Source organism: Pantoea sp. UYEF8 (genome assembly GCF_040546285.1).
Lineage (GTDB): Bacteria > Pseudomonadota > Gammaproteobacteria > Enterobacterales > Enterobacteriaceae > Pantoea > Pantoea brenneri.
In genome coordinates this window covers 454040-470616 of the sequence record NZ_JBEPNM010000001.1, presented here as the reverse complement: position 1 = coordinate 470616, position 16577 = coordinate 454040, and the positions used below count along the sequence as shown (strand labels likewise).

General features: G+C 57.5%; 18 protein-coding genes and 1 riboswitch. Of the genes, 12 read left to right on the top strand and 6 right to left on the bottom strand.

The genetic code is table 11. The features are described from left to right. Nucleotide 1: 1 nt before the first annotated feature. Nucleotides 2–724 carry an ABC transporter ATP-binding protein gene (locus ABIB18_RS02270; RefSeq protein ID WP_354473586.1) on the bottom strand — a complete coding sequence of 241 codons (723 nt, stop codon included), beginning with the start codon at nt 722–724 and terminating at the stop codon, nt 2–4. A 186-nt stretch (nt 725–910) separates the two neighbouring features. On the opposite strand from ABIB18_RS02270, the gene ABIB18_RS02265 reads away from it, so the two are divergent. Both ABIB18_RS02265 and uvrB read left to right on the top strand, forming a co-directional pair. Beyond that, nucleotides 911–1246, top strand: a complete 336-nt coding sequence (locus tag ABIB18_RS02265; RefSeq protein WP_354473585.1) for a hypothetical protein — start codon at nt 911–913, stop codon at nt 1244–1246. A 371-nt stretch (nt 1247–1617) separates the two neighbouring features. Next, nucleotides 1618–3639 carry an excinuclease ABC subunit UvrB gene (gene uvrB / locus ABIB18_RS02260; RefSeq protein WP_031377431.1) on the top strand — a complete coding sequence of 674 codons (2022 nt, stop codon included), beginning with the start codon at nt 1618–1620 and terminating at the stop codon, nt 3637–3639. A 1-nt stretch (nt 3640) separates the two neighbouring features. Here uvrB and ABIB18_RS02255 read toward each other — a convergent pair whose 3' ends face one another. After that, nucleotides 3641–4546 (bottom strand): gluconeogenesis factor YvcK family protein, encoded by a 906-nt coding sequence (locus ABIB18_RS02255; protein WP_031377430.1) that lies wholly within the window; start codon nt 4544–4546, stop codon nt 3641–3643. A gap of 205 nt (nt 4547–4751) precedes the next feature. Then, nucleotides 4752–4885: riboswitch (molybdenum cofactor riboswitch) on the top strand. Between ABIB18_RS02255 and moaA the strand changes: the two genes are divergently transcribed. From moaA to moaE, 5 genes are all read left to right on the top strand, one after another. After that, complete coding sequence (moaA, locus tag ABIB18_RS02250) at nt 4875–5861, top strand: GTP 3',8-cyclase MoaA (protein ID WP_089561127.1); 987 nt, start codon at nt 4875–4877, stop codon at nt 5859–5861. It overlaps the preceding riboswitch by 11 nt. A 14-nt stretch (nt 5862–5875) precedes the next feature. Next, on the top strand, nt 5876–6391 hold the full coding sequence (gene moaB / locus ABIB18_RS02245; RefSeq protein ID WP_031377428.1) for a molybdenum cofactor biosynthesis protein B: 516 nt from the start codon (nt 5876–5878) through the stop codon (nt 6389–6391). 2 nt (nt 6392–6393) lie between these two features. After that, nucleotides 6394–6879 carry a cyclic pyranopterin monophosphate synthase MoaC gene (gene moaC / locus ABIB18_RS02240; RefSeq protein ID WP_354473584.1) on the top strand — a complete coding sequence of 162 codons (486 nt, stop codon included), beginning with the start codon at nt 6394–6396 and terminating at the stop codon, nt 6877–6879. Next, complete coding sequence (gene moaD, locus ABIB18_RS02235) at nt 6872–7117, top strand: molybdopterin synthase sulfur carrier subunit (RefSeq protein WP_031377426.1); 246 nt, start codon at nt 6872–6874, stop codon at nt 7115–7117. The genes moaC and moaD overlap by 8 nt, the downstream gene beginning before the upstream one ends. Nucleotide 7118: 1 nt before the next feature. Beyond that, nucleotides 7119–7571: a molybdopterin synthase catalytic subunit MoaE gene (moaE, locus tag ABIB18_RS02230; protein ID WP_031377425.1), complete on the top strand. Its 453-nt coding sequence runs from the start codon at nt 7119–7121 to the stop codon at nt 7569–7571. On the opposite strand, the gene ABIB18_RS02225 is transcribed toward moaE, so the two are convergent. Next, nucleotides 7568–8353, bottom strand: a complete 786-nt coding sequence (locus ABIB18_RS02225; RefSeq protein WP_279809421.1) for an OBAP family protein — start codon at nt 8351–8353, stop codon at nt 7568–7570. The two genes, moaE and ABIB18_RS02225, sit on opposite strands and share 4 nt — an antisense overlap. 109 nt (nt 8354–8462) lie before the next feature. Here ABIB18_RS02225 and ABIB18_RS02220 point away from each other — a divergent pair, with 109 nt between their 5' ends. Beyond that, nucleotides 8463–9557, top strand: coding sequence for a DUF1615 domain-containing protein (locus ABIB18_RS02220; RefSeq protein WP_354473583.1), 1095 nt, complete (start codon nt 8463–8465; stop codon nt 9555–9557). 95 nt (nt 9558–9652) lie between these two features. Beyond that, the gene (locus tag ABIB18_RS02215; RefSeq protein WP_046288442.1) at nt 9653–10360 is read left to right on the top strand and encodes a Bax inhibitor-1/YccA family protein; all 708 of its coding nucleotides are present in this window, start codon (nt 9653–9655) and stop codon (nt 10358–10360) included. A gap of 55 nt (nt 10361–10415) precedes the next feature. On the opposite strand, the gene ABIB18_RS02210 is transcribed toward ABIB18_RS02215, so the two are convergent. The 3 genes from ABIB18_RS02210 to ABIB18_RS02200 are packed head-to-tail and all read right to left on the bottom strand — an operon-like array spanning nt 10416 to nt 13386. Next, the gene (locus ABIB18_RS02210) at nt 10416–11384 is read right to left on the bottom strand and encodes a lysylphosphatidylglycerol synthase domain-containing protein (RefSeq protein WP_031377422.1); all 969 of its coding nucleotides are present in this window, start codon (nt 11382–11384) and stop codon (nt 10416–10418) included. Next, on the bottom strand, nt 11384–12628 hold the full coding sequence (gene clsB, locus ABIB18_RS02205; RefSeq protein ID WP_031377421.1) for a cardiolipin synthase ClsB: 1245 nt from the start codon (nt 12626–12628) through the stop codon (nt 11384–11386). Before clsB ends, ABIB18_RS02210 begins: the two co-directional genes overlap by 1 nt. Further along, the gene (locus tag ABIB18_RS02200; protein WP_031377420.1) at nt 12625–13386 is read right to left on the bottom strand and encodes an endonuclease/exonuclease/phosphatase family protein; all 762 of its coding nucleotides are present in this window, start codon (nt 13384–13386) and stop codon (nt 12625–12627) included. The genes clsB and ABIB18_RS02200 overlap by 4 nt, the downstream gene beginning before the upstream one ends. Nucleotides 13387–13565: 179 nt before the next feature. On the opposite strand from ABIB18_RS02200, the gene ABIB18_RS02195 reads away from it, so the two are divergent. From ABIB18_RS02195 to dusC, 3 genes are all read left to right on the top strand, one after another. After that, nucleotides 13566–13958, top strand: a complete 393-nt coding sequence (locus ABIB18_RS02195; RefSeq protein WP_069728056.1) for a YbhQ family protein — start codon at nt 13566–13568, stop codon at nt 13956–13958. Between the two features lie 250 nt (nt 13959–14208). Continuing rightward, nucleotides 14209–15573, top strand: coding sequence for an ATP-dependent RNA helicase RhlE (rhlE, locus tag ABIB18_RS02190; RefSeq protein WP_069728057.1), 1365 nt, complete (start codon nt 14209–14211; stop codon nt 15571–15573). A gap of 2 nt (nt 15574–15575) precedes the next feature. Further along, a complete protein-coding gene (gene dusC, locus ABIB18_RS02185; protein ID WP_069728058.1) occupies nt 15576–16526 on the top strand; it encodes a tRNA dihydrouridine(16) synthase DusC in 951 nt (316 codons plus the stop codon). The last annotated feature ends 51 nt before the right edge of the window (nt 16527–16577 follow it).

Genomic DNA, 16577 nt, shown 5'->3' with positions numbered 1-16577 from the left:
CTCAGGCCACCGTCAGCCATTTGTTGACGGTGTGGTCATCCAGCTGCGCCATTTTGCCCTGCGCCACGTTACGCCCGCGATGCAACAGCAGAAAATAGTCGGCCACGCGGCGTATCAGCGACAGTCGCTGCTCCAGCAGCAGGATGGTCAGGCCGTAGTCGAGATTCAGGCGGCGAATCAGATTGCCCATCTCCTCCTCCAGCCACGGTGACATACCGTCGGTCGGCTCATCCAGAATCAGCAGCTTAGGCTGTAACACCAGCGCCCGCGCCAGGGCCAGCTGCTGTTGCTGATCGATGGGCAGATCGCCGCTGCGCTGCTGCCGTAACGAATAGAGCGCCGGGAACAGGTCAAACAGCATTTCGGGGATGGCGCGGTGGCGGTCAGCCTGATTTGCCCCGGCCAGCAGGGCGATCAGCAAATTATCTTCCACGCTCATCTGGGTAAAAATATGGCGGCCCTGCGGCACGTAGCCAATACCCATCTGCGCCCGCTGCTCCGCCGGCTGTAGCAGCAGGTCGGCGGGCGGTGAGCCATCCTCTTTCCAGGAGATCGTTCCGCTGTTAATCGGCAGCCTGCCCATGATGCAGTTCACCAGGGTGGTTTTCCCCATCCCGGGCCGGCCGAGAACGCCGGTGCAGGTGCCAGGCGACAGATCGAGATCGACATCCCACAGAATATGATTTTGACCGTAAAATTGATTTACCGAACGTAAACTCAGCATCTGACACTCTCCTTCCCGATCATTAGCCTGAATGCTTCCGCTCTGTGTCGTCTGGCAAACAAGTTATCAGCAATGGCACGCTCCCCATTGCAGTACAGTGCGCGCGTTGCGCGTTGACGCCACGGATTCTTGCAATTCCCAGGCCAGATTCCGCAGCAACCATTTTTCAGCCAGCAGCGCGGGTCTGTGGCGCTAAAAGATGAGCAATGCTTATCAATTTCTGCCGGTGATAACATTACTGCACTTTTGCAGTGCCAGCGGGCGGCGTTTCTGGTGCAGACGTACAATCATGAGGCAGCGATTCTGATTAGGAATGGGCAACAGATGCGGCAAAGACGGGGGTTAAAGAAGGCAACCGGTAAAAAAAGCAGAACAATGGGTCAGCCACGGCAGCTAAAATTAGCGGAAAAAAAATTATTTTTAGCGAAACCGAGCGGCAGGGAAAAATTATACACAGCCGATGGCGGCGGGGCTGCCATCACTTATCCACCATTCCTGTGGATAACCTTGTGCATTAGGTAATGAAAACAGGTTGGAAGCGAGGAAATACGCGGCCTGGTTACATAATGTCGAGAATCTGGGCTTTTGGGCATAAGCCAGTAAAATCAATTGGTTAATAAAAAACAAGCCTGCGAATTATCTGTCAGTTCATCGAACTGTAATTTTGTGACGGTCTATTGACAAATGTTAAATCCGATCTCCGCCTGGGGATAACCTTGCGCAACAACCTGCGCGATAAAGCAAGCGCCAATCGACGGCGAAAAAGTATCCCGACAGTGGCGATTACTCTGCCTCGATACTGTTTTTATATCCAGTATTATTTTCTGGCAAAATCACCATAGCAGAGTAAAATAGTGGCCTGCCCGCCGACTTCTTCAGCAGGAACTGCATTCATGAGTAAAGCCTTTAAATTGAATTCCGCTTTCAAACCTTCTGGCGATCAGCCAGAGGCGATTCGTCGTCTGGAAGAGGGGCTGGAAGATGGACTGGCCCACCAGACCTTATTAGGCGTAACCGGCTCGGGGAAAACCTTCACCGTCGCCAACGTGATTGCCGATCTCAACCGTCCAACCATGGTACTGGCGCCCAACAAAACGCTGGCGGCGCAGTTGTACGGTGAAATGAAGGAGTTCTTCCCGGATAACGCGGTTGAGTTTTTCGTCTCTTACTACGACTACTACCAGCCGGAAGCCTATGTGCCGAGTTCCGACACCTTTATCGAAAAGGACGCTTCGGTTAACGAACACATTGAGCAGATGCGTCTGTCGGCGACCAAAGCGCTGCTGGAGCGGCGTGACGTTATTGTGGTCGCCTCGGTCTCGGCGATCTACGGTCTGGGCGATCCCGATCTCTACCTGAAAATGATGCTGCACCTGACCCGCGGCATGATTATCGACCAGCGCAGCATTCTGCGCCGTCTGTCAGAGCTGCAGTACACCCGCAACGATCAGGCGTTCCAGCGCGGTACGTTCCGGGTGCGCGGCGAAGTGATCGACATCTTCCCGGCCGAATCGGACGATATCGCCCTGCGCGTTGAGCTGTTCGACGAAGAGGTAGAGCGCCTGTCGCTGTTTGACCCGCTTACCGGCCAGATCGACTCGGTAGTGCCGCGCTTTACCATCTACCCGAAAACGCACTACGTGACGCCGCGTGAGCGCATTCTGCAGGCGATGGAAGATATCAAGGTGGAACTGGCGGATCGCCGCAGGGTGCTGCTGGAAAATAATAAGCTGCTGGAAGAGCAGCGTATTACCCAGCGTACTCAGTTCGATCTGGAGATGATGGGCGAGCTGGGCTACTGCTCCGGCATCGAAAACTATTCGCGCTATCTTTCCGGGCGCGGACCGGGTGAAGCGCCACCGACGCTGTTTGACTATCTGCCAGCCGATGGCTTGCTGGTGGTCGACGAATCGCACGTCACCATCCCGCAGATTGGCGGGATGTATAAAGGCGACCGGGCGCGTAAAGAGACGCTGGTAGAGTACGGTTTCCGTTTGCCGTCGGCACTGGATAACCGTCCGATGAAGTTTGAAGAGTTTGAGGCGCTGGCACCCCAGACTATCTATGTGTCAGCCACGCCGGGTAAATATGAGCTGGAAAAATCGGGCAGCGAAGTGATCGACCAGGTGGTGCGTCCTACCGGTCTGCTCGACCCGATCCTCGAAGTGCGTCCGGTGGCGACCCAGGTCGACGATCTGCTGTCGGAAATCCGTCAGCGGGTGGCGATCAACGAACGTGTGCTGGTGACGGTGCTGACCAAGCGTATGGCGGAAGATCTGACCGAATATCTGGAAGAGCACGGTGAGAAGGTGCGTTACCTGCACTCCGATATTGATACCGTTGAACGCATGGAAATTATCCGCGATTTACGTCTGGGTGAGTTTGATGTGCTGGTGGGCATTAACTTACTGCGTGAGGGGCTGGATATGCCGGAAGTATCGCTGGTGGCCATTCTGGACGCGGATAAAGAGGGTTTCCTGCGTTCCGAACGCTCACTGATTCAGACCATCGGTCGTGCGGCGCGTAACATTAACGGCAAGGCGATTCTCTACGGCGATAAAATTACCCCGTCGATGGCGCGGGCGATTGAAGAGACTGAACGCCGCCGCGAGAAGCAGCAGCAGTACAATGAAGAGAACGGCATTGTGCCGCAGGGCCTGAATAAGAAAATTACCGATATTCTGGAACTGGGCAACAACGTGGTGAAAACCCGTGGCAAAGCCAAACCGGCACGTCGCGGCGCGGCCGAAGCTGAAGCGGATTACCTGGCGCTGTCGCCGCAGGCCCTGCAGAAAAAGATCCACGAGCTGGAAGGGCAGATGCAGCAGCATGCGCAGAACCTGGAGTTCGAACAGGCGGCCAGCGTGCGCGATCAGCTGCATGAGCTGCGCACGCTGTTTATTGCCACCTCGTAACTCAGCTAAAGCCCTGAATGGCGTGTTCCAGCGCGACCCGCAGCAGCTGGCGGTCGTGACGATATTTGATATCGGCGGCCTCCAGCGGCTCACGCACAATCAGCCGGTTATCGACCTGGCTGATGTCGGCGGAGGGACTGACCACAATCGCGTCAATCACCCGTTTGCCAATGTAGCGCTCCATCATTGCCAGTTTATCGGCGACCGTCAGGCTGGCTGCTGCCGGGCTGAGTTCGCGACCCAGATTGCCGATAAAGACCATGGTGGCGGGCGTCCGACGCAGCGCCTGCGCCATCTCCTCCATCAGCAGAATCGGCATCAGGCTGGTGTAAAAACTGCCTGGCCCGATCAGGATTAAATCCGCTTCGCCAATTGCATCCAGCGCTTCCCGCGTCGGCTGGACGTTGGGATGCAACATCATCTCCTGCGGCGGCTGCTTCATCTCATCAATTGCAGTTTCACCGTAGACCATATTGCCTTCCACATCGAGCGCCACCAGATCCACCGGTTGCTCCGACATCGGAATCAAAAAGGCATCGACCTTCAGCAGGTTACGAATGATGTTGATCGCTTCCAGCGGACGCACGCTCAGGTGATCGAGCGCTTTCAGCATCAGGTTACCGAGGTTGTGTCCGGCCAGCTCCCCGTTACCGGCAAAGCGATACTCAAACATCGCTGAGGCCACGCTCGGTTCGGCGATCAGCTGGTTGAGGCAGTTGCGCATATCGCCCCAGGCGATGCCGCCTTCTGAGCGGCGAATGCGGCCGGTTGAACCGCCGTTATCGGTGGTGGTTACAATGCCGGTAAGGCGTGAGCCGAGCGGCGACAGGGCAGACATCACGCGGCCTAAGCCATGTCCGCCACCCAGGGCCACCACGCGATCGAGATCGGCCAGTGTGCGATTCATACTTCTCCTTAACATCGTCTCGCGTGACGTCGCTCTAAACGCTAAACCCGCGCGGATGACTTGCGTCAAAATCTGAAGCGCATTTTAACGTATCCTGTCGCTAAAATGCGGTGAAAATTCGATATGTATCAGAATATATAGCGAAAACAGCGAATGGAAGAGTCGCGGAAATCGCGCTACCATCTTGATTAACCGCGCTGATCAACGGGTCAGCGTACACTCTAGCCTGATTGCCTACGTCTGCGGATAGGGGAGTCAGGCCGTAGCCATTGAGCTACCAGGGTGCAGAAAGAAATGACTGCATCTCCCAATCTGGAAAGGTGTTCTGGTGTCACAATTTACTGATGCATACGCGCGTAAGTTCTATTACCTGCGCCTGTCGGTCACGGATGTGTGTAACTTCCGCTGTACCTACTGTCTGCCCGATGGCTACAAGCCGCACGGCATTCGCAACAAAAGCTTTCTCTCTCTGGATGAAATCCGTCGTGTCACGCGGGCTTTCGCCGCAGCGGGCACAGAAAAAGTGCGGCTGACCGGCGGTGAGCCATCGCTGCGCCGCGATTTTACCGACATCATCGCGGCGGTGCGTGAGAACCCCTCGGTGCGCCATATCGCCGTCACCACCAACGGTTACCGGCTGGCTCGCGACGTGAAGCAGTGGCGCGAGGCGGGATTAACCGCGCTCAACGTCAGCGTTGATAGCCTCGATGCCCGTCAGTTCCACGCCATTACCGGTCAGGATAAATTCCATCAGGTGATGGCGGGCATCGACGCTGCCTTTGACGCCGGATTTCAGCAGGTGAAAGTCAACAGCGTGCTGATGCGCGATCTCAATAGCCGTAATCTGGCGACCTTCCTCGACTGGATCCGTACCCGACCGATTCAGCTGCGCTTCATCGAACTGATGGAAACCGGTGACGGCGGAACGCTGTTTCGCCAGCAGCACGTCTCCGGCACGGTGATCCGTGACCAGCTGATTGCGCAGGGCTGGCAGCGGCGGGAGAGCGGCCGCAGCGACGGTCCGGCCCAGGTGTTTTACCATCCCGATTATGTCGGTGAGATCGGCCTGATAATGCCCTATGCCAAAGATTTTTGTGCCAGCTGCAACCGTCTGCGCGTCTCGGCGCAGGGCAATCTGCATCTCTGCCTGTTTGGCGACGGTGGCGTACCGCTGCGGGATCTGCTGGCCTCTGACGATCAGCAAGCGGAACTGCAGGCGCGCATTGCCAGTAGCCTCGGGCAGAAAAAGCAGACCCATTTTCTGCATCAGGGCAACACCGGTATCACGCAAAATCTTTCTTACATTGGCGGTTAATTTCAGGAGGCGTTATGGGCAAACCAGTCAGCGAATTTCAGGCGTTACAGATTGCGGTAATGACCGTGTCAGATCGCCGCGATGCCAGCGAGGATAGCTCCGGCGACTATCTGCGCGGTGCCGCCCTTGAGGCGGGGCACGAGGTGGTTGATCACGCCATCGTGCCGGATAATCTCTATCGCATTCGCGCCACCGTATCGCGCTGGATCGCCAGTGACGATGTGCAGGTCGTGATCATTAACGGCGGTACCGGATTTAACCTGAAAAACAGCACGCCGGAAGCCCTGCTGCCGCTGTTTGATCGCGAGATCGCCGGCTTTGGCGAACTGTTCCGGATGATCTCCTATGAGGAGATTGGCGGCTCGACCTTGCAGTCGCGCGCCATCGCCGGGATGGCGAACCAGACCTTAATTTTTGCGGTGCCGGGCTCCACCAATGCCTGCCGCAGCGCCTGGGAGCGGATTATTGCCGATCAGCTGGATGCGCGCACCCGTCCCTGCAACTTTGTCTCACATCTGAAGAAACGGTAAGTATGTCGCAACTCACACACATTAATGCTGCTGGCGAAGCGCATATGGTGGATGTCTCCGCCAAAGCGGAAACCGTACGCGAAGCGCGGGCGGAGGTGCTGGTGCTGATGCAGCCTGACACGCTGCAGATGATCATCGACGGCAGTCACCACAAAGGCGATGTGTTCGCCACGGCGCGCATTGCCGGTATCCAGGCCGCCAAACGGACCTGGGAACTGATCCCACTCTGCCATCCGCTGATGCTGAGCAAAGTGGAAGTGAATCTGCTGGCCGAGCCGGAACACAATCAGGTACGCATCACCTCGCTGTGCCGTCTGACCGGCAAAACCGGCGTTGAGATGGAAGCGCTGACGGCGGCCTCGGTGGCGGCCCTGACCATCTACGACATGTGCAAAGCGGTACAGAAAGATATCGTCATCGACCAGTTGCGCTTAATCAGCAAAAGCGGCGGCAAAAGCGGTGATTTCCAGGCGGTGTCCGATGATTAAGGTGCTGTTTTTTGCCCAGGTACGTGAGCTGGTCGGCAGCGCCTCGCTGGAGATCGCTACCGCCTATCCGGATGTGGCTGCCCTGCGTGCTGCGCTGGCCGGGCAGGGGGATCGCTGGGCGTTAGCGCTCGAGTCCGGCAAGCTGCTGGCGGCGGTAAATCAGACGCTGGTGCCGATGAGTCATCCGCTGCGCGACGGCGATGAAGTGGCCTTTTTCCCGCCAGTGACCGGAGGCTAAGATGGAGACGCAGATTCGTGTCGGCCCGGCGCCGTTTGATATGGCTGAAGCTTATCGCTGGCTGGCCGCCTGTGACGAAGATGGCGCAGTGGTGACTTTTACCGGCAAAGTGCGTAACCATAACCTCGGCGCGCACGTCGCGGCACTGACGCTGGAACACTATCCCGGCATGACCGAAAAAGCATTGCAGGAGATTGTTGATGCCGCCCGCCAGCGCTGGCCGCTGCAGCGCGTCACGGTGATCCACCGCACCGGCGAACTGTTTCCTGGTGATGAAATTGTGCTGGTGGGCGTCACCAGCGCACACCGCGGCAGCGCATTTTCTGCCGCGGAGTTCATTATGGATTACCTGAAAACCCGCGCGCCGTTCTGGAAGCGCGAAGCGACCGCCGACGGCGATCGCTGGGTCGATGCCCGCGACAGCGATCGCCAGGCGGCGCAGCGCTGGGATTAAGGCTGTTTTAACTGCTCGGCCGGGCCGAAATGGGTCTGGCCGTGGCTGTGTTCACCGCCGCCGTGGGTGCGCTGCAGCTGAATCACCTCGCCCTGTTGCCAGGCATTGGCCCCCGGTTCGGCCGGATGCGCCACAATATCCGCCCGCTGAGCACGAATTTTCTTACTGTCGACATCAAAGCGCCGGTCGCGATCGGCCAGCAGGCGTGAATCCATCTGCCCGTCAGCGGTAAAGCCCATCATCAGGGCCGGAATGCCGATTGGCAGGGTCTTGTCGCGATCGGTATGCCAGGTGTGCCAGGTCTTGCCGTAGGTATTAACGATGCGCTTCATCAGCGCGTGATCGGCGGCTTCCGGTAAGCCGGGCGCGATCAGCGTGCCTGATTTCACTTCGTACTGATGGCTGTGCCACAGCTTTTTCTCTTCCGGCGGCAGGGTTTTATACAGCCGCTCGCTGATAATGTACTCCACGCCCATCAGGCGCGCATCGCGGGTATTGCCGTCATAAATCACCGCCTGCATCACATCCTCATTCAGCACCGTCACATAGTGGTGCGCCTCCATCTGACCGTTCTGATCGCCGTTATAAAAATGGAAGCCGTCGAGATAGGTATTGATGGCGTCAATCGGAGGGCGGGACTGCATCACGCTGGCGCCGGTTTCCAGCAGCTTAAGTGACGAGGAGGTGGGCGCGCCAGGCGACTGTACTTTTGCAGGGGAGTTATTGGCACCGCATCCCGCTAACAGCAGGCTGAGCGCCGCGACCGGCCAGAGTTTTAACATCGTAAATTCCTTTAACGGTAAAAAAGGTAACCTTAGTTCAGAAAATCAGACCTGCCTGTAAAATGGCGGCAATGGTAGAGAAGAGCTTTGATTGATTCCGAGGACAGGTATGTCATTTACCCCAAGTCTGCAACGTCTGACGCTGGTCGCCGCGCTGGTGCTGGCAGGTTGTAGCAGCAAGAAAACGCCCGAGGCGCCGGTCCGGCAGCCCGCCGATGTCAAAGCGCAAATCCAGCGGCTGTTGCCGGCCCACGTCAGCAATAAAGCGGACTGGGCTGACGACATCTACACCTCTTTTCGCACCCAGCAGCTCGACCCGAGCACCAGCAACCTGTGTGCGGTGATTGCAGTGGCGGAGCAGGAGACCAATTTCAGCGCCGAAGCCGCCGTGCCGGGCCTGCCCAAAATTGCCTGGGGCGAGATTAATCGCCGGGCAGCGAAGGTACACGTGCCGGCATTTGTGGTACGTACCGCGCTGATGATTAAATCATCGAACGGCGAAAGCTACGCCGCCCGTCTGGATAAGGTGCGCAGCGAGAAGGAACTGAGCGATATTTTTGATGACTTAATCGATATGGTGCCGATGGGACAGACGCTGTTTGGCAATCTTAATCCGATCCATACCGGCGGGCCGATGCAGGTCAGCATCGCCTTTGCGGAAGCCCATGCCAAAGGCTATCCGTGGCCGATTGATGGCTCAATTCGCCGCGAAGTCTTTACCCGTCACGGCGGGATCTACTTCGGAACCCTGCATCTGCTGGGCTATCCGGCTGATTACAGCCAGCCGCTTTACCGTTTTGCCGACTTCAACGCCGGCTGGTATGCCAGCCGCAATGCCGCATTCCAGGCCGCAGTTGCGCGGGCGACCGGCATGAAGCTGACGCTGGATGGCGATCTGATTCTTTACGGCAGCGAGAAGGCGGGCAGCACCGAGCTGGCGGTACGCACCCTGGCGAAGCAGATTGATATGAGCGACAGCGAGATCCGCCGCGATCTTGAGAAAGGGGAGAAGGCGGAGTTCAGCGACAGCACGCTGTGGCGGCAGGTATTCACCCTGGCCGATAAAATGGCGGGTCGCCGACTGCCGCGTGAAATGCTGCCGGGCATCAAGCTGGAAAGCCCGAAAATTACCCGCAATCTGACCACCGCCTGGTTCGCTCAGCGGGTCGATAGCCGCTATCAGCAGTGTCTGTCACGTCGTTAGCGGTGATGTTGTGGCGCAGTTGAGTCGGGCTGTGCCACACTTAGTCAGGCTCCGTGCGCGGAGCTCGTCCTAATCCGTTCAACAAGAGGTGCATCATGGACCGATATCCACAAAATGACTCAATTGTTCAACCTGCGTCACGTGGGCTGCAAGCCTATATGTCCCAGGTGTATGGCTGGATGACCTGCGGTCTGTTACTGACAGCGTTTGTCTCCTGGTTTGCCGCGCGGACTCCAGCGGTAATGGAGCTGGTGTTTGCTAACCGTATCACCTTCTTTGGGCTGATTATCGCGCAGCTGGCGCTGGTCTTCTTCCTCTCCGGCATGGTACATCGCCTGAGCGGCGCGGTCGCCACCGGGTTGTTTATGCTCTATTCGGCGCTGACTGGCGTCACCATGGCGAGTATTTTTCTGGTCTACACCTATTCGTCGATTGCCAGCACCTTCTTCGTCACCGCCGGTATGTTTGGTGCGATGAGTTTTTATGGCTACACCACCAAACGTGACCTGAGCCGCTTTGGCAGCCTGCTGTTTATGGCGCTGATCGGCATCGTGCTGGCGTCGCTGGTGAATTTCTGGCTGAAAAGTCCGGCGCTGATGTGGGCCATTACCTATATCGGCGTGGTGGTGTTTGTCGGCTTAACCGCTTATGACACCCAGAAGCTGAAGAATATTGGCGAGCAGATTGACGCGCGTGACACAGAGAACCTGCGTCGTTACTCGATTATGGGGGCATTAACCCTCTATCTGGACTTTATTAACCTGTTCCTGATGCTGCTGCGGATTTTCGGCAACCGTCGTTAAGGTTATCTCTGAAAGCAGGGAAAGGCGCTCAGGTTGCGCCTTTCCCTGTTTCATTTCACTGGGACTTCTGAAGCTTCTGCTCGTTTTTATGCCGCAGATGTTTGGCCCGACTCTCCAGTACCAGATAGAGCACCAGCGCCAGCAGCAGCGGTAAAATAAAATAGAGCACGCGATAGGCCAGCAGGGCGGCAATAATGGCGCCATGCGACGTATGCTGTCCGCTGAGCAGCGCCAGGAACACCGCTTCCAGTACCCCAATCCCGGCCGGAATATGAATAATCACCCCGGCGATACTGCTGATCAGCAACACCCCCAGCACCATCGGATAGCCGACGTCGCGTCCCAGCAACAGCCAGATAATCGTGCCCATCACCATCCAGTTGGCGCAGGAAACGGCAAACTGAAACAGCGCCATTCGCAGCGAAGGCAGCTGTAGCGTCTGACCTTTCACCGTCCAGCGGCGACGTTTTGAGAAGGCGCAGGCCCACAGGAAGACCGCCACCAGCACCAGCAACAGCACGCCAATCAGCCGCAGGGTGGTTTCACCAATAAACCAGCCGCTGGGGATCGACACCATGCCGGCGCTGAATACCACGCCAGCCAGCAGGATGTAACCCAGCCAGTTGGTGGCAATACTCAGCGAAAAGATGCGGGTTATGGTGCCGCTGTCGAGGCCCAGGCGTGAATAGAGCCGGTAACGCATCGCCACGCCGCCGACCCAGGTACTTAGCGTCAGGTTGAAGGCGTAACAGATAAATGAGACCAGCATTACCTGACGTTTCGCCAGCTTGTGGCCGCAGTAGGCGCGGCCAATCAAATCGTAACAGCCATAAACCAGGTAACTGATCACCACCAGGGCGGCGGCGGTCAGCACCACAAACCGGTTGTAGTTGACGATCACATCATAGACATCTTCCCAGTTCACCTTCCGCGCATAGACCACCAGCAGCACAATGACCGCAATGAAGAACAGCACGGTGAGGATTTTTTTCGCCAGTTGCCAGCGTGGATGCTTTTTCGCCATCAGGGTTTCGCTCCTTCATTATCGGCTTCAACGCGATCTTGTGTCTCCATTTCCGGTTGAACTGGCGGATCGACCTGCGCCAGCAGCGGCGTGTGGGCAGGTAACCAGCCCGCGATGGCCGGGAAGTGACGCAGGAAGTGGAACACCACCACGCTCTTACTCAGTTGCCACCAGTTACGCGGCGGCAGGCGGTCGTCCTGCACCCGCTGGCAATCTCTGGCCAGCAACGCTTCAAGGTTGTCGCGTAAGGTCTGGTTAAACTGGCGGTCGTGGATAATCAGGTTAGCTTCGAGGTTAAGCGACAGGCTGAGCGGATCGAGATTACTGGAGCCGACGGTCGCCCAGTGATCGTCCTTCACCGCCACCTTGCCGTGCAGCGGACGACGGCAATATTCGTAGACCTCCACCCCGGCATCGACCAGATAGTTGTAGAGCAGTTCAGCCCCGACTTTAACAATCGGCATATCGGGTTCGCCCTGCACAATCAGCCTGACGCGCACCCCGCGCTGGGCCGCATTGCGCATTTCACGCAGCAACCGGTAGCCGGGGAAGAAGTAGGCGTTGGCGATAATCACATCCCGTTTGGCCTCGCGCAGCATCTCCAGATAGTGCATTTCGATGTCGTCACGGTGATCGTCGTTATCGCGATAGACATACAGCACCTGAGCGTCGCCCGGCGTGGCGTTGACCGCCGGGCGATGCGATCGCGATCCCCACCAGCGGCGGGTAGCCTGTTCGCTGCCGATCGCCTGTTGCAGATAGCGGGCAATATCACCGACCACCGGACCTTTGACCTGCACCGCGTAATCCTGCTTGGCTTCCGGACCATAGTCACTGTTGTGCTCAGCCGAGAAGTTGATCCCGCCAACGAAGGCGACCACCTCATCCACCACCACGGTTTTACGATGCAGGCGGCGGAAAACGTTGGTGCGCATTCCCATCACCAGCGGGCGCGGATCGTAATAGATGAAACGCACCCCGGCGCCGGTCAGGCTGTTGACGAACTTATCGGAGAGATCGGGCGAGCCGTAGCCGTCAACCATCACTTCTACCCGCACACCGCGCTGTGCTGCGGCCAGCAGTTCGCGATGCAGCGCGTTACCGACCTCATCTTCAAACAGAATGAACGTTTCCAGCAGCACGGTGCGTTCGGCGCGCTGAATCGCCCCGAAGACCCGCGGGAAAAACTCCTCACCATTCTCCAGCAGGCGCAGCTTGTTACCTTCTTGCCAGTGAAAATTCATAGGTGAATCTCCACGGCCAGCGGCGCATGATCGGAGAGATGCGACCAGGGTTTACGCGGCAGCGTCCACGGATGACTGACCGTGGCGTTGCGGACATAGATGCGGTCGAGCCGCAGAATCGGAAAGCGCGCCGGGAAAGTGCGCGCCGGGCGTCCGGTTTTCATGCTAAATACCTCTTTCAGACCTGCACCCTGCTTTAAAATCTGGTTGGCGCGTCGCTGCCAGTCGTTGAAATCGCCGGCCACCACCACCGGCGCATCGGCCGGCAGCGAAGAGACCATATCGCACAGCATTTTCATCTGTGCATGGCGATGCGACTCTTTCAGTCCCAGATGCACGCAGATCACATGCAGGGTGCCATGGGGCTCGGGCAGGGCGATCTGACAATGCAGCATGCCGCGGTTTTCACTGCCCGCGACCGAAATATCCCGGTTTTCATATTCGCTGATCGGAAAGCGCGACAGCACGGCATTGCCGTGGTGGCCCTCCGGATAGACCGCGTTGCGTCCGTAGGCGTAATCGTTCCACATGGTGTCGGCGAGAAACTCATAGTGTGGTGAGTCAGGCCAGTTTTCATGGTGCAGAGGATGGATGGCGTGGGTGCCCATCACCTCCTGCAGAAATACCACATCCGCCGAAGTGGCGCGTACAGCGTCACGCAATTCCGGCAGGATGAAGCGGCGATTAAAAGGGGCGAAACCCTTGTGTGTATTGATCGTCAGGACTTTAATTGAAAATCCTTGCTGGTTTTGTGGCATACTCGCGACGCACTCCTTTTCATCATCAATAGAATCAAAGTGTAGTCTTTGTCACAAATGGGTGGTGAGGAAGGGCGATAATTAAGGCGTTATCCGAAAATTGTTTTACATTGAGGAAACCGTTTCCGGCTTGTGCCGGTAGCACTTGGGCGACCTGTTGGGTCTGCCAGGAGAATTGAATGAAATGGTCTAATCGTATTCAAATCATCACGGGTCAGACGTATGTGCACATTGCGATGCATTTACTGGTGATTGCTGCGCTGATCTGGGGCTGGAAACATAAAGCACTGGTCGATGTCTGCAGCACGCTGGTGGCCACGTATGCGCTGGTGTTTATCGCCATGCTGGTTACGCAACGCACTGCCCGTTTACGTACTCTCGGTGATTATCTTGAAGAAGCGACCACCACTTACTACTTTGGCGCGGCCATGATGACACTGTTTCTGGTGTCGCGGATATTCCACAACAACCTGCTGCTGGCCTCGCTTGGCGTAGTGATGTTGCTGGGTCCGGCGCTGGTGTCGCTGCTGGCGAAAGAGCCGCCGCGGCGCATTGAAAAAAAACGTAGCTAAGTTGAAGGCCACCGCAAGGTGGCCTTCCTGTTTATGGCTCCGCATTCAGGCCGGTCCTGCTGTTTCTCATCGAGATAAGTTATGTCAGGAAATGTGAGCTATCTCGCACACTGCGGTTAAAGCTGTTACACTCGCCCGCTTACGCATCGTAGTTTGTGCCCTTTTCACGCGTTAGCCCCAGCTGGCGTCACTATCCCTCTGAAAACTACACCGTGAATCACGGCCAGAGCGGACCGGAGTAAAACACTTAATGTCTTTTGACTCTCTCGGCCTGAGTGCCGATATTTTGCGCGCTGTTGCCGAACAAGGCTACAGCGAACCTACACCTATCCAGCGCCAGGCGATTCCTGTGGTGCTGGCAGGCCGCGATCTGCTGGCGAGTGCCCAGACCGGCACCGGCAAAACGGCCGGCTTTACCTTACCGTTATTACAAAAACTCTCTGCCAACGCGGGCGCGGTGCGCGGTCGTCGTCCGGTACGGGCGTTGATCCTCACCCCGACCCGTGAACTGGCGGCGCAGGTGGGCGAGAACGTCAGTGAATACAGCAAGTATCTGCCGCTGCGTTCGCTGGTGGTGTTCGGCGGCGTCAGCATCAATCCGCAGATGCTTAAACTGCGTGGCGGCGTCGATATTCTGGTTGCGACCCCGGGTCGTCTGCTGGATCTGGCGCAACAGAACGCGGTTGACCTGTCTCAGGTCGAAGTGCTGGTGCTGGATGAAGCGGATCGCATGCTCGATATGGGCTTCATCCACGATATCCGTCGCGTGCTGGCGCGTCTGCCGGCCAAACGCCAGAACCTGCTGTTCTCCGCCACCTTCTCTGACGAGATCAAAGGGCTGGCCGAGAAACTGCTGACCAATCCGGAGCTGGTGGAAGTGGCACGCCGCAACACCGCTTCAGAGCAGGTGGCGCAACAGGTTCACTTCGTGGATAAGAAGCGTAAGCGGGAACTGCTGTCGCAGCTGATCGGCGAAGGTAACTGGCAGCAGGTGCTGGTCTTTACCCGTACCAAGCACGGCGCAAACCACCTTGCTGAGCAGCTGGGTAAAGATGGCATCACCGCCGCCGCTATCCACGGCAATAAAAGTCAGGGTGCCCGTACCCGTGCGCTGGCCGACTTTAAGTCCGGCGGCATTCGTGTGCTGGTTGCGACCGACATCGCAGCGCGTGGCCTTGATATTGAAGAGCTGCCGCACGTAGTGAACTACGAGCTGCCTAACGTCGCCGAAGATTATGTCCACCGTATCGGTCGTACCGGTCGGGCCGCGGCTACCGGTGTGGCGTTATCGCTGGTCTGCGTTGACGAGCATAAACTGCTGCGTGACATCGAGCGTCTGCTGAAGCGTGAGATCCCACGCCTGGCGATTGCCGGTTACGAGCCCGATCCCAGCATTAAAGCTGAGCCGATCATCAACGGTCGTCAGCAGCAGTCGCGTGGCGGTGCCGGCGGCGGCGGTCGGGGTCGTGGTCAGGGTGGACAAGGTGCCGGTGCGCCACGTTCATCCGGCGAAAAGCGTCCTCAGGCGCGTCGTCAGAGCCAGCCTGCTCCACAGGGTGACCGGCCTGCTGCCCGTCCGCGTCGTCCGGCAGCGAAGCGTACCGGAAACGTCTGAGTATGAGGGTTTTACTGGCGCCGATGGAGGGCGTGCTTGATTCGCTGGTGCGCCAGCTGTTATCGGAAGTGAACGACTACGATCTCTGCATTACCGAGTTTTTGCGCGTGGTCGATCAACTGCTGCCGGTAAAATCCTTCTACCGTCTCTGCCCCGAGCTGCATCATGGCAGCCGCACGCCATCCGGCACGCGGGTGCGTCTGCAGCTGCTGGGGCAGCATCCCGAATGGTTAGCAGAGAACGCCGCTCGTGCGGTGGAACTCGGCTCGTGGGGTGTCGACCTCAACTGCGGCTGTCCCTCAAAGCTGGTCAACGGCAGCGGCGGCGGGGCGACCCTGCTCAAAGATCCCGATCTGATTTATCGCGGTGCGAAAGCAATGCGTGCAGCGGTACCGGCAGCGTTACCGGTGACGGTCAAAGTGCGGCTTGGCTGGGATTCCAGCGCCCGCAGTCTGGAGATTGCCGACGCGGTTCAGCAGGCGGGAGCCAGCGAACTGGTGGTACACGGCCGGACCAAAGAAGATGGCTACCGTGCGGACGCCATCAACTGGCAGGCGATTGGTGATATTCGCCAGCGGCTGCGGATTCCGGTGATCGCCAACGGCGAGATTTTTGACTGGCAAAGCGCACAGGACTGTCTGCGTATTACCGGTTGTGATGCGGTGATGCTGGGCCGTGGTGCCCTGAACATCCCCAATCTCAGTCGGGTAGTAAAATATAATGAACCGCCGATGGCCTGGCCTGAGGTAGTGAAATTACTGCAAAAATATACCCGTCTCGAAAAGCAGGGTGATACCGGCTTGTATCACGTTGCGCGCATCAAACAGTGGCTCGGTTATCTGCGCAAAGCCTACGGCGAAGCCGAGGGTTTATTCAGTGAAATCCGCGCGTTAAAATCCTCAGATACGATTGCCCGCGCCATCGATTGTCACGCTGTTGTTCATGGTTTGTGATAAAAAATCAGGCGACCCGTTAGCAGCCTGACGGTATAGTGGGGAAAATTT

Excerpts from the sequence above, each read along its gene's own strand:
- moaB (WP_031377428.1), top strand. The coding sequence starts at position 5,876 with ATGGGCAAACCAGTCAGCGAATTTCAGGCGTTACAGATTGCGGTAATG.
- clsB (WP_031377421.1), bottom strand. The coding sequence starts at position 12,628 with ATGAATTTTCACTGGCAAGAAGGTAACAAGCTGCGCCTGCTGGAGAAT.
- ABIB18_RS02225 (WP_279809421.1), bottom strand. The coding sequence starts at position 8,353 with ATGTTAAAACTCTGGCCGGTCGCGGCGCTCAGCCTGCTGTTAGCGGGA.
- ABIB18_RS02270 (WP_354473586.1), bottom strand. The coding sequence starts at position 724 with ATGCTGAGTTTACGTTCGGTAAATCAATTTTACGGTCAAAATCATATT.
- rhlE (WP_069728057.1), top strand. The coding sequence starts at position 14,209 with ATGTCTTTTGACTCTCTCGGCCTGAGTGCCGATATTTTGCGCGCTGTT.
- ABIB18_RS02220 (WP_354473583.1), top strand. The coding sequence starts at position 8,463 with ATGTCATTTACCCCAAGTCTGCAACGTCTGACGCTGGTCGCCGCGCTG.
- ABIB18_RS02255 (WP_031377430.1), bottom strand. The coding sequence starts at position 4,546 with ATGAATCGCACACTGGCCGATCTCGATCGCGTGGTGGCCCTGGGTGGC.
- moaC (WP_354473584.1), top strand. The coding sequence starts at position 6,394 with ATGTCGCAACTCACACACATTAATGCTGCTGGCGAAGCGCATATGGTG.
- moaD (WP_031377426.1), top strand. The coding sequence starts at position 6,872 with ATGATTAAGGTGCTGTTTTTTGCCCAGGTACGTGAGCTGGTCGGCAGC.
- ABIB18_RS02215 (WP_046288442.1), top strand. The coding sequence starts at position 9,653 with ATGGACCGATATCCACAAAATGACTCAATTGTTCAACCTGCGTCACGT.
- ABIB18_RS02210 (WP_031377422.1), bottom strand. The coding sequence starts at position 11,384 with ATGGCGAAAAAGCATCCACGCTGGCAACTGGCGAAAAAAATCCTCACC.
- moaE (WP_031377425.1), top strand. The coding sequence starts at position 7,119 with ATGGAGACGCAGATTCGTGTCGGCCCGGCGCCGTTTGATATGGCTGAA.
- dusC (WP_069728058.1), top strand. The coding sequence starts at position 15,576 with ATGAGGGTTTTACTGGCGCCGATGGAGGGCGTGCTTGATTCGCTGGTG.
- uvrB (WP_031377431.1), top strand. The coding sequence starts at position 1,618 with ATGAGTAAAGCCTTTAAATTGAATTCCGCTTTCAAACCTTCTGGCGAT.
- ABIB18_RS02200 (WP_031377420.1), bottom strand. The coding sequence starts at position 13,386 with ATGCCACAAAACCAGCAAGGATTTTCAATTAAAGTCCTGACGATCAAT.
- ABIB18_RS02195 (WP_069728056.1), top strand. The coding sequence starts at position 13,566 with ATGAAATGGTCTAATCGTATTCAAATCATCACGGGTCAGACGTATGTG.